This is a genomic window from Flavobacterium indicum GPTSA100-9 = DSM 17447 (assembly GCF_000455605.1).
Lineage (GTDB): Bacteria > Bacteroidota > Bacteroidia > Flavobacteriales > Flavobacteriaceae > Flavobacterium > Flavobacterium indicum.
The window spans coordinates 1,267,412-1,279,950 of sequence record NC_017025.1; the positions used below are offsets into that span (position 1 = coordinate 1,267,412).

General features: G+C 30.8%; 11 protein-coding genes. 9 read left to right on the plus strand and 2 right to left on the minus strand.

Annotation, left to right across the window (positions count from 1 at the left end; translation table 11 throughout):
- Positions 1–2: 2 nt before the first annotated feature.
- Positions 3–854 (plus strand): aldose 1-epimerase family protein, encoded by an 852-nt coding sequence (locus KQS_RS05690; RefSeq protein WP_014388240.1) that lies wholly within the window; start codon positions 3–5, stop codon positions 852–854.
- Positions 855–1,291: 437 nt separating this feature from the next.
- Here KQS_RS05690 and KQS_RS05695 read toward each other — a convergent pair whose 3' ends face one another.
- A complete protein-coding gene (locus KQS_RS05695; RefSeq protein ID WP_014388241.1) occupies positions 1,292–1,975 on the minus strand; it encodes a Crp/Fnr family transcriptional regulator in 684 nt (227 codons plus the stop codon).
- Between the two features lie 173 nt (positions 1,976–2,148).
- On the opposite strand from KQS_RS05695, the gene KQS_RS05700 reads away from it, so the two are divergent.
- The 8 genes from KQS_RS05700 (at position 2,149) to KQS_RS05730 (ending at position 10,924) form a co-directional block, all read left to right on the plus strand.
- Positions 2,149–4,539 carry a heavy metal translocating P-type ATPase gene (locus KQS_RS05700; protein ID WP_014388242.1) on the plus strand — a complete coding sequence of 797 codons (2,391 nt, stop codon included), beginning with the start codon at positions 2,149–2,151 and terminating at the stop codon, positions 4,537–4,539.
- Positions 4,540–4,623: 84 nt separating this feature from the next.
- Positions 4,624–4,794 carry a cbb3-type cytochrome oxidase assembly protein CcoS gene (ccoS, locus tag KQS_RS05705; protein ID WP_014388243.1) on the plus strand — a complete coding sequence of 57 codons (171 nt, stop codon included), beginning with the start codon at positions 4,624–4,626 and terminating at the stop codon, positions 4,792–4,794.
- A gap of 13 nt (positions 4,795–4,807) precedes the next feature.
- Entirely contained in the window at positions 4,808–6,985 is a 2,178-nt protein-coding gene (gene ccoN, locus KQS_RS05710; RefSeq protein ID WP_014388244.1) for a cytochrome-c oxidase, cbb3-type subunit I, read from the plus strand.
- Between the two features lie 5 nt (positions 6,986–6,990).
- A complete protein-coding gene (locus KQS_RS14175; RefSeq protein WP_014388245.1) occupies positions 6,991–7,158 on the plus strand; it encodes a cytochrome c oxidase subunit IV in 168 nt (55 codons plus the stop codon).
- A gap of 11 nt (positions 7,159–7,169) precedes the next feature.
- Complete coding sequence (locus tag KQS_RS05715) at positions 7,170–8,117, plus strand: cbb3-type cytochrome c oxidase N-terminal domain-containing protein (RefSeq protein WP_014388246.1); 948 nt, start codon at positions 7,170–7,172, stop codon at positions 8,115–8,117.
- Between the two features lie 91 nt (positions 8,118–8,208).
- Positions 8,209–9,630 carry a cytochrome c oxidase accessory protein CcoG gene (gene ccoG / locus KQS_RS05720; protein ID WP_014388247.1) on the plus strand — a complete coding sequence of 474 codons (1,422 nt, stop codon included), beginning with the start codon at positions 8,209–8,211 and terminating at the stop codon, positions 9,628–9,630.
- Positions 9,631–9,652: 22 nt separating this feature from the next.
- On the plus strand, positions 9,653–10,099 hold the full coding sequence (locus KQS_RS05725; protein WP_014388248.1) for a FixH family protein: 447 nt from the start codon (positions 9,653–9,655) through the stop codon (positions 10,097–10,099).
- 123 nt (positions 10,100–10,222) lie between these two features.
- Positions 10,223–10,924, plus strand: coding sequence for a sulfite exporter TauE/SafE family protein (locus KQS_RS05730; protein ID WP_014388249.1), 702 nt, complete (start codon positions 10,223–10,225; stop codon positions 10,922–10,924).
- A 38-nt stretch (positions 10,925–10,962) separates the two neighbouring features.
- Here KQS_RS05730 and KQS_RS05735 read toward each other — a convergent pair whose 3' ends face one another.
- Complete coding sequence (locus tag KQS_RS05735) at positions 10,963–12,432, minus strand: hypothetical protein (RefSeq protein WP_014388250.1); 1,470 nt, start codon at positions 12,430–12,432, stop codon at positions 10,963–10,965.
- Positions 12,433–12,539: the final 107 nt, after the last annotated feature.

The window sequence follows — 12,539 nt, forward strand, 5'->3', positions numbered from 1 at the left end:
TTATGTTAATTACTATAACTAATAAATTTTTAACTGCTACTATAAATACTTTAGGAGCAGAGTTAGTATCGTTAGAAAAAAACCAGGTAAATTATATTTGGGAAGTGGATGAAAACTATTGGAATAAAACTTCTCCTGTTTTGTTTCCTATAGTGGGGCGTTTAAAAAATGATGTTTATACGCTAAATGGAAAAGAATATACGTTGCCTCGTCATGGTTTTGCTCGTAATTATGAATTTCAATATGAATTAAAAGCGGAACATCAAGTCGTTTTTGAGTTGGAGTCTAATGCGGAAACAAAATATAATTTTCCTTTCGACTTTAAGTTGTTCTTAGCTTATACTTTAATCGATAGTGAACTGATTATTGAATATTTTGTTCGAAATTTATCTGAAGAAACCCTGCCATTCTCTATTGGTGCTCATCCTGCTTTTGCGATTGAAGGTGATATTGCAGATTACAGTTTACAATTTAATAAACCGGATGTTTTAATTACGCATCATCTTGAGAATGAAAATTTTAATTTTGAAACATCTGTGGTAGAAAGTCATTCAGGAAAATTAGATTTAAAATACGATTTATTTAAAAACGATGCCTTGGTCTTTGAATCGTTAGAATCAGATGAAGTAATCTTGCAGCATTTAGATGTACCCGTTTTAAAAGTCACCTACGAATATTTTCCGTATTTAGGAATTTGGACAAAACCAAATGCTCCATTTCTTTGTATTGAGCCCTGGTGTGGTGTTGCCGATAATACGATTCATGATGGAAATATTCTAGAAAAAGAAGGTATTCAGCTTTTGCCTGCGGGAGAGGATTTTTTACGAGCAATAAGAATTGAGATTTTAAGATAAAAAAACTCCGACTCAAAGTCGGAGATTTTTTTAATTACTACTTTGTAAATCTGTATTTTGTCAATCTGAACTTGTTTCAGATTCTAAATCATGTCAATTGGTAATTTGTCAATCTGATCTTGTTTCAGATTCTAATTCACGGCAATTGGTAATTTTTGTCAATCTGAACTTTTTTCAGATTCTAAATCATGTCAATTGGTAATTTGTCAATCTGAACTTTTTTCAGATTCTAATTCATGTCAATTGGTAATTTGTCAATCTGAACTTGTTTCAGATTCTAATTCAAGTCAATCGGTAATTTTTGTCAATTTGAACTTGTTTCAGATTCTAAATCACGGCAATTGGTAATTTGTCAATTTAAACTTGTTTCAGATTCTAAATCATGTCAATTGGTAATTTGTCAATCTGAACTTGTTTCAGATTCTAAATTACAATTTCTATTCACTCATTTTCTGTAACATGTTCTTATTTACAAGAATGATTTTTTTGCCACTTAATTCAATTAATCCTTCTTTGTTAAATTCAGACAAAAGTCGAATACAACTTTCAGTAGCAGTTCCAATCATACCCGCAATTTCTTCTCGTGATAATTGTATTTTTAAACTTCCATCTTCATTAGTGCCAAAATCTTTTTCTAAATGTAACAATGTGTGCGCCAAACGTTGTTTTACTGTTTTTTGTGCCATATCTACCATATGATCGTCTGCTTCACGCAAATCACCACAAACCGATTTCATCATGTTCAACGAAAATTGATTATTTTCATTAAAGAATTTTAATACTTCGGCTTTTGGAATAAAACAAACTTGCATGTCTTCTATTGCTACAGCACTTAAGTTAGCCGCTTCTTCACTAATTAAAGAACGCTGACCCAAAAGTTCTCCTTTTTTTACAAGTTTAACAATTTGGTCCTTGCCATTGGCGCTTAATTTCGACATTTTAGCCACACCATCTTTTACGCAATAAATTCCATTAAGCATTTCTCCTTCTTCAAATAAAGGATCTCCTTTTTTTACTTCGTAAGATGATTTACATTCAGCCATTCGTAAAAGCTCCTCTTTATTTAAAGCTTTTAATGAACTTAATTCTCTAACGATACATTGCTCACATTTAGCACTCATAATTATATATTGTGTTGCAAAATTAACTATTTAATCAAAATATAAATTTTAATTTTTGAAAAAAAAACAATATTTTTATTACTAAACCATAAAGGTACAAAAGGTATGACAAATATCATATTTTATTTTTTTGTAGAGTGTGACCTTTGTTACAGGTAAAAAATGAGCATTAAATGGACGATAAAAATTGCTTTCACTGTGGTAAAGAATATACTGCTAGTGAAAAAATAACGTATGATGAAAAATCATTTTGTTGTGTAGGTTGTAAAACTGTGTATGAAATTTTTAGTCAAAATGACTTAACATGTTATTACGACTATGCAACTTCACCAGGAGCAACACCACCAGAGATTAATGGTAAATATGAATTTTTAGACGATGAAAAAATTAGTTCGAAACTATTGGAATTTGAAGAAACTACAACACATATTGTTTCATTGTACATACCTCATATTCATTGTAGCTCGTGTATTTGGATTTTGGAAAATCTCCAAAAGCTTCAAAAAGGTATAATTGCATCGCAAGTAAATTTTACTCAGAAAAAAGTCCGTATAACTTATCAGCCAGAACAAACTAATTTAAAAGAAATTGTTTACTTATTAGCTTCTATAGGTTATGAGCCTTACATTAGTTTAGAAAACTATGAAACAGGATTAAATAACATTGATAGAACGTTAATCTATAAGTTAGGTGTAGCTTTCTTTTGTTTTGGAAATATTATGTTATTATCTTTTCCGGAATATTTTGAAGTTGATGAATTTTGGATTGAAAAATATAAACCTTTTTTCCGTTGGTTAATTTTCTTTTTATCCCTACCTTCTTTTCTTTATTCAGCAAGTGGTTATTACGTTTCAGCCTATAAAAGTATTCGTTCAAGCGTATTAAATATTGATATTCCTATAGCACTTGGTATTATTGTAATGTTTATACGAAGTACAGTTGACATCGTATTTGATTACGGTCAAGGTTTTTTTGATAGTCTAACAGGATTGGTTTTTTTCATGTTGTTAGGTAAGTTGTTTCAACAAAAAACGTATGATTTTTTATCTTTTGAACGTGATTATAAATCGTATTTCCCTATTGCAGTGACTAAAATACTTTCAGATGGTTCAGAAGTTCCGTGTCAAGTGTATGATATTGAGAAAGGAGACCGATTGTTAATCCGCAATCAAGAGCTCATACCCGTTGATGGAATTCTTATTTCGCCTAAAACATCGTTAGATTATAGTTTTGTTACTGGAGAAGCGGATCCAATTGAAAAAAAGTCGGGAGATAAAGTATTTGCAGGAGGAAAACAAATAGGAGGAGTAATTGAAATGGAAGTGTTGTTTTCTGTATCACAAAGTTATTTAACTCAATTATGGAGTAATGATGTGTTTCAAAAGAAAATTGATCAAAAACATAAATCCATAACAGATAAAGTAAGTCAGTATTTCACCCCCGCATTATTGTTGTTGGCATTTGGAGCGTTACTTTTTTGGCTATTCATTGATACTTATATTGCATTTAATGTTTTTACAGCTGTTTTAATTGTGGCCTGTCCTTGCGCATTGGCATTAACAGCGCCATTTACACTAGGTAATGTATTGCGAATTATGGGTAACAACAAAATGTATTTGAAAAATTCGTTAGTTGTTGAGCAATTAGCTAAAGTAGATACGGTTGTTTTTGATAAAACAGGAACAATTACATCTGCAAATAAGATGCAAATAGAATTTGTGGGTACTTCTTTAACTTCAGAAGAGGAACAATGGGTTAAAAACTGTATTAGAAATTCAAACCACCCTTTAAGTAGAAAGTTATATGATTTTTTACCAAATACTGAAAAACAGAACTTAACAGAGTTTGAAGAAATCATTGGTAAAGGAATTATTGCAATAATTCAAAATCATAAAATTGAAATTGGTTCCGATGCTTTGATGGGGGAAACTTTAACCAAAGATAATTTAAAACAAACCAAGGTTAATATTAAAATCGATGACCATTATAAAGGGTATTATTTGTTTAATCATCAATATAGAGAAGGTTTAGAACAATTATTTAAAGATTTGACCAAAAATCATTATCAAGTAAAAGTATTGAGTGGAGATAATGATGGAGAGAAAGCTTATCTGCAATCTATTTTACCCGAAAATACAGAGCTTATTTTTAATCAAAAACCAGAACAAAAGTTAGCCTATATTGAAAAATTACAGCAAGAAGGAAAAAATGTAATGATGATTGGGGATGGACTTAACGATGCGGGTGCATTAGCTCAAAGTAATGTTGGTATTGCTATTTCTGAAAATGTAAATGTATTTTCGCCGGCTTGTGATGGTATTATGGATTCTTTGGAGTTTTCAAAACTTTTCTTATATTTACGATATGCAAAAGACTCAATGAAAACGATTTACATGAGTTTTGGTCTTTCGCTTTTGTATAATGCAATCGGTTTAACTTTTGCGTTAGCTGGAAAATTGTCCCCACTATTTGCCGCAATTATAATGCCTATGAGTGCCATCACAATTGTAAGTTTTGTTACAATTATGAGCAAGTTTTATGGTCGTAAAATCAACAAAAATTAACCATTTTTAACAAAAATTAAAGAGTATGACAAAAGTCATATTTATCCTGATAGAGTAAGTCTAACTTTGTTTAAAATTTAAGGTATGAGTGTTATTTATTTTCTAATTTCAGTAAGTATTGTTATTGCAATAGCTTTCTTAATCATCTTCATTTTAGCAGTGAAAAACGGTCAATACGACGATGACTACACCCCATCGGTGCGTATGTTATTTGACGACGAAGTGAAAAATAATTCTAATAAAAACAAAAACTAAATATTAACTAACTATGGAAGTACAACAATTTCGTTATGACAATAAGATAGTTCGTAACTTTATCTATGCTTCATTACTTTTTGGAGTAGTGGGTATGTTGGTGGGTCTTATTGTTGCTTTATTTTACTTATTTCCTAATTTAACTGATGGTATCCCTTGGTTAAGTTACGGTAGACTAAGACCATTGCATACTAATGCAGTAATTTTTGCATTTGTTGGGAATGCAGTATTTGCTGGAGTTTACTACTCTTTGCAACGTTTATTAAAAGCGAGAATGTTCAGTGATTTTTTAAGTCAAGTGAACTTCTGGGGTTGGCAGTTAATCATTGTAGGAGCAGCCATTTCCTTACCATTAGGTATTACTACATCAAAAGAATATGCCGAATTAGAATGGCCGTTTGATATTGCCATTGCCCTAGTATGGGTAGCTTTTGGTATCAACATGATTGGTACAATTATAAAAAGAAGAGAGCGTCATATTTATGTGGCGGTTTGGTTCTACATTGCAACATTTGTAGCGGTGGCTTTATTACACATTGTAAACAGTTTAGAAATTCCAGTGTCTTTAACAAAAAGTTATTCTGCTTATGCAGGTGTTCAAGATGCCTTGGTACAATGGTGGTACGGACACAATGCGGTAGCGTTCTTCTTAACTACTCCGTTCTTAGGATTAATGTATTATTATTTACCAAAAGCAGCAAACCGTCCGGTTTACTCTTATAGATTGTCAATTATTCACTTTTGGTCATTAATTTTCTTATATATCTGGGCTGGACCTCACCACTTATTGTATTCTACATTACCTGATTGGGCTCAAAATTTAGGAGTTGTGTTTTCTGTAATGTTAATTGCTCCATCTTGGGGTGGTATGATTAATGGATTGTTAACATTAAGAGGTGTTTGGGATAAAGTAAGAACAGATGCTATTTTAAAATTCTTTGTAGTAGGTATTACAGGTTATGGAATGGCAACTTTTGAAGGTCCTATGTTATCATTGAAAAATGTTAATGCTATTGCTCACTTTACTGATTGGGTTGTAGCTCACGTTCACGTAGGTGCTTTAGCTTGGAATGGATTCATGACATTTGGTATGATTTATTGGATTATTCCTAGAATAACAAAAACACAATTATTCTCTCAAAAATTAGCTAATTTCCACTTCTGGATTGGTACGTTAGGTATTGTATTGTATGCTTTACCAATGTATGTAGCTGGGTTTACTCAAGCAGAAATGTGGAAACAATTTAATGAAGATGGTACATTAGTATATCCTCAATTCATGGAAACTGTAACACAAATTTTACCAATGTATGCCATGCGTGCTGTTGGTGGTGTGTTATACTTAACAGGAGTTTTAGTTGGGGTTTATAACATCATTAAAACAGTTTCAGTTGGATCTAAAGTTGAAGATGAATTAGCAGAAGCACCGGCTTTAGTTACAATATCTAAATACAGATTACGTAATGAAAAATGGCACTCTTGGTTAGAAAGAAAACCAGTTCAGTTTATCGTATTGACTACTATTGCAGTTGCTATTGGGGGAATTATTCAAATTGTTCCTATGTTAATTGTAAAATCAAATATTCCAACTATTACAAGTGTAAAACCATATACGCCACTTGAATTAGAAGGTAGAGATTTATATATCCGTGAAGGTTGTAACAACTGTCACTCTCAATTAGTTAGACCTTTCCGTTCTGAAGTTAAACGTTATGGTGAATATTCAAAATCAGGAGAATATGTATACGATCATCCATTCTTATGGGGTTCTAAACGTACAGGTCCAGATTTAATGAGAGTTGGAGGAAAATACAATCACAATTGGCATTTTAACCACATGTGGAGCCCTCAAGCAACTTCAACAGGATCAATTATGCCAGCGTATAAGTGGTTATTTGACAACAAAGCAATGAGTCATGATGATGTACAAAAGAAAATGGCGGTAATGGCTAAATTAGGAGTACCTTATACTCAAGAAGATATTGATGGAGCATTAGCAAGTATTGAAAAACAATCAGCCGAAATTGAAGAAGGTTTGAAAGGTGATCCAAAATTTGTGAAAGCGTATGATGCAAGCAAAGAAAAAGCAAGGTTAACAGGTGAAAAATTTGTTCCAATGAAAGATAGAGAAATTGTAGCTTTAATTGCTTACTTACAACGATTAGGAACAGACATTAAAGTTAAAAAATAAACATCATGTTAAAGTTCGTAAAACATAATTTTGATGGGATTAATGGGGTTGATATTTTTCCTATTATCTCTCTAGTAATTTTCATTACCATCTTTGTAGGGTATACCGTTTATGCATTAACGTATAGCAAAGAACGAGTAAAAGAAATGAGCGAATTACCTTTTAACGATTAAAATTTATTATAATGAGAAAATTAATCCCAGTATATATTAGAATTCCATTACTTTATGTAATCATGTTTGGAGTATTGGAGTATTTTATTGATTCAGGAGACCGACCAGCTTTGGTGAAATATCCTGTAGTAGCATTATTTCATGTGGTATTTATCTTTTTGCTAATTGCCATTGAAGTAGTTCTTAACTCAGTAGATAAAGTTTCTTATCAATTACTTTCTGAAGAAGAGAAAGCGAAATTAGAGGCAGATAAAAACAAACCATTAGCGCAACAACAAGCGTTTAAAAATTGGATGCGTAAATTAACAGCTTCTCGTTCGATTAATGAAGAAAAGGATATGTTGTTAGACCATGATTATGATGGTATAAAAGAGTTAGACAATGTGTTGCCACCGTGGTGGGTAGGTCTTTTTTATGCAACTGTTGTTTTTGCTTTAGTTTATTTAGTTCGTTTCCATATTATGGGCGACTATACTCAGGATGAAGAGTTTACTACAGAAATGAAAATTGCTGATGCAAAAGTAGAAGAATACAAAAAAACGGCTCCAGATTTAATGGATAAAGAAAAAGTAACGCTTTTAACGGATGCAGGTGCTATTGCTGCTGGTAAAACTTTATTTGATGCAAACTGTGTAGCGTGTCACAGAGCAGATGCTGGTGGTGCAATTGGACCTAATTTAACTGATAATAAATGGATATTAGGTGGTGGAATTAAAAATGTTTTCAACACCATTATGGAAGGTGGTCGTCCTGGAAAAGGAATGGTGCCTTGGAAAGAATCGATCAAACCATCCGATATTCAAAAAATAGCAAGTTATGTGTTGTCTTTACAAGGAACAAATCCTAAAGACCCAAAACCAACAGAACCTGAAGCTAAAGAATGGAAAGAAGAAGGAGCTGCTGCACCTGCAACAGAAACTCCTGCTCCAACAGCTGTAGATTCTACTGCAAAAAAATAAAAAATAAAAAAAGGTTTTGGTAGCTTTACCAAAACCTTTTTTAAACCAAAAACAACTGAATTACTTTTGGTTTAAATAAAAAAATATTGTTATGTCAAATTTACCAGACGAAAGTTTTAGAGATACCATCGCAACGATTGATAAAGAAGGAAAACGAAATTTTATTTTTCCTAAAAAGCCCGTTGGAAAATTCTACGACAAAAGAAAGTTAGTGAGCTATGTGTTGTTAATTTTTTTAATTGCAAGTCCTTTTATTAAAATTAATGGTAACCAGTTTTTACTTTTTAATGTTTTAGAAAGAAGATTTAACATCTTCGGATTTCCATTTTGGCCGCAAGATTTTTATCTTTTCGTTGTCATGATGATTGCTGGAGTAGTGGGGTTAACGCTATTTACAGTAGCATTCGGACGCATATTTTGTGGTTGGTTTTGTCCACAAACCATTTTTATGGAAATGGTTTTCCGTAGAATTGAATATTGGATTGATGGGGATAGAGGTGCCCAAATTAAATTAAATAATCAAGAATGGAATGCTGAAAAAATTAGAAAAAGACTCTTAAAGTGGTTCATTTTTTTCTTAATTTCATTTGGAATTGCTAATGTGTTTTTAGCGTATTTAATAGGGAGTGATACATTAATTCAAATGGTGGAGGAAGGTCCATTATCAAATTTAAGTACGTTAATTGCTTTATTATTATTTACGGGTGTATTCTATTTTGTATTCACTTGGTTTAGAGAGCAAGTTTGTATCATTGCCTGTCCTTATGGAAGATTACAAGGCGTACTTTTAGATAATAAAACTATTGTTGTAGCTTATGATCATGTCAGAGGTGAAGGGGATAAAGGAAGAGCTAAGTTTAAAAAGAATGAGGACCGTCAAAGTGCGGGTTGGGGTGATTGTATTGATTGTCACCAATGTGTAAATGTTTGTCCTACTGCTATTGATATTCGTAATGGTACACAATTAGAGTGTGTAAATTGTACGGCTTGTATTGATGAATGTGACAGCATGATGGAAAAAGTTGGATTACCTAAAGGTTTAATTCGATATGCAAGTGAAGATGAGATTGTTAAAAAAGAAAAGTTCAAAATAACAACTCGTATGAAAGGATATATTGCTGTTTTAAGTATTCTTTTAATCCTAATGTTTTCTATGATTTTACTGCGTACAGATGTGGATACAACCATTTTACGATTACCAGGTCAATTGTATGAAGAAAAAGGTAAAAACATCAGTAATGTGTACACTTTTAAAGTAATCAATAAGTCAACTGAAGCATTGGAACACATTACATTTAAAGTGGTGAATCCTAAACAAGGAATATTGAAATTAGTAGGTAATCAAGAGATTCATGTAAAAAAAGCTGATTTAGCACAAGGAACTTTGTTTGTAGAAATTCCAGCTGCTTTGTTAGAAAGCGATAACACAAAAATTAATATTGAAGTACGTCAAGGTAATAAAGTAATTGAAACGGTTACAACCAATTTCTTAGGACCTCGCGCTTTCAATTAAACTAACCAAAAAAAACAAGAACATGAAATTTAACTGGGGAACAGGAGTAGTAGTAGGCTTTGCTGGATTTATAGGCTTCATACTATTCTTCATTATTAAACTGCAAACTAATCCAGCTTACGACCATGAATTGGTGGCAGATGATTATTATAAACAAGAACGTAATGTTCAAGATAATATAGAAAAGCAGAACAATTCTAATGAGTTAAAAGAAAAGTTAACGGTTACTAAATCGTCAGAAGGAATAATAGTAACTTTTCCACCTCATTTTAATTTTAAACAAATAAACGGTACTATTTCCCTATATAGACCGTCCAGCCAGAAGTTGGATTTTGACACAAAGATATCTTTATCAAGTCCAATAATGCTCATACCTAAAAACAAACTGACTGGCGGTCTTTGGGAAATTTCTATAGATTGGAATTACGAAGGTAAAAATTATTTAAATAAAGAAACAGTCTATTTTTAATGAATGATTATTTTTGTAAGTGTAGATAGGGAGCAAAATTGTTTAAAAACTTTGTTTTAATCATAGGGTATTTTTTTCTTCCTCTCTATCTTCACTTATCTATCTTCACCTATTTTAAATGCTATGTTATATTCTGCTCTAATATTCGGATTAATCAGTAGTTTGCACTGCGTAGGTATGTGTGGTCCTATTGCTATGATGATTCCTATTGATCGAAATAATCCAGCAAAAAAGGTGATTCAAATTATGACTTATCAGTTGGGTAGAATAACAGCCTATGCTTCTTTAGGACTTGTTTTCGGATTGTTAGGAAAAGGTTTCTTTTTAGCAGGATGGCAACAACAATTATCTATATTAGTAGGTGTATTAATGATTGTTATTGCTTTAGTACCAGAAAAAAAACTGGCAGCCTATAATTTTTCTAAACCAATTTATTTGTTCGTTTCAAAAGTTAAACAACAATTAGGACAACAATTCAAAAGAAAAAGTTTTAAATCACTTTATTTAATCGGACTTTTTAATGGGTATTTACCTTGTGGAATGGTATATGCCGCTTTGTTTGGTGCCATTGCAATGCACTCAATTTCATTAAGTATTTTATACATGATATTATTTGGAATGGGTACAATTCCACTAATGGTTGTTGTTATTCATGTAGCCCAATTTTCAAAATTTAAATTCAAAAGCCAAATTCAACGCATTATTCCAATAATAATTGTTTGTATAGGAATCTTATTTATTTTAAGGGGACTTGGATTAGATATTCCTTATATGTCTCCAAGTACTTTAGATTTGCATGTACAAGCAGACGCTAATTGTCATTAATGTTTCATAATAACTACTAATATTATAGTATCTTCATATTATTTTTTTGATAAGATGTAATTTAAATAGATCAAATTTGAATTTGTTTTTTCTATTTCCATTTGCACTATTTTCTTATGTAAATTTGCAAATTCAATCGAGGTTTTCTTTAGATAAGGATCGTTTGATATAGCTTCTATTAATTTTAGTATCTTCTTTTCTAGAGCATTTATTTTAAATGTTTTGGTATATTTCTTTTTAAATGAATTTAAATTATGAAGTACGAGTTTGTAATTTTTTAATTCAAAATGAATGATAATATTTAAAATCTCTGCTTTTATAAACGTATTCGGTCGGTCATTGAAATCAAATTCATTTAAAATATAATTAATATGTTTTAACGACTGTGATAAATTCTTAGTGATTAAGGTAATACATGCAAACTGATAATACATACCAATATAATAGTAAGGTTCAATATTAAATTTGTTGGTATTAATTTGTTTGACAATATGTTGCATCATTTGTAATCCTTCTTGAAACTGATTGTTATAAACTAAATGTTCCAATTCAGCAAGATAGGTGTGAAAAAATATGCGTTCTAAAGCTACATTTTTTTGGAAATCAAGAATAGAGTCAAATTGTCGTAAGCCTTCAATTTTGTTGTAAAAAGTTGCATCGTCACTTTTTTTGTAAATATCAATTATTCGTGTGTAAACCGAAATATAATCCAATGGATTTTCTTGTTTATAAAAAACTTGCTCATCATAAATTTCTATTGCCTTTTCTAAATGTTTTAATTCATTTGCCGTTTGTTGTAAAACATGAAAGTAATTAGCAAAAATTAACTCTTTAAAAATACGAGGCTGTGTTGAGGTTAATAGTTCCTTATGGTCTACTATTAAAGGGTGTTGTATTATTTGTTCAAACTCAGAAATAATTTTTTCTAAAGCAATTTTACCGGTACTGTTTTTAAGGTAATAACTGTGATAGTATAAGTCTACTATTGTTCGGTTTCTTTTAATCGAATTAAAATATTCGTCAATTTTCTTATTAACAGACATGGCTCCTTGAAATCCTTTAGAATAGCCCATACATTTTTTCTCCCAATTCAAAAGTTCTAACATCAAAATTTCATTTTCATTTTTACTGTTAAGCTTTTTTGCTTTTTGAATGATGCGAAGACATTCTTCATAAAGTCCTTTGTAAAATAAAATTTCAACTGATTTAATTAAATTTTGAAGTTTCAAACTCACTGTTTTCTCATAATGGAATTCATTTAAAGAACGAAGTATTAGTTTGTTTAAATAATTTAAATCATAAGAAACGTTTTTATCAGAAAATTGATGTTCATTGATGTGTTTTTTTAACAATTGTTCATCTATATCTGTGAAATTATTAAAAATATCGAAAAGCATTAAGTATTTATTCTGATTCCCAAAAATATTTTTGTTAACAAAAAGCTTAAAATAGCGTTTCTCATTCATAGATAATGATTCTATGATTTTTTTAGTCTCTTCTATAATCATAAGATGAATATTCTGAAATCCAAATTTAATCGTTTTTTATGAAAAAAAGTCATTACTGAATCAATATTTTTGAAATGTAATTAAGAAATGATTAAATAATTATTAGG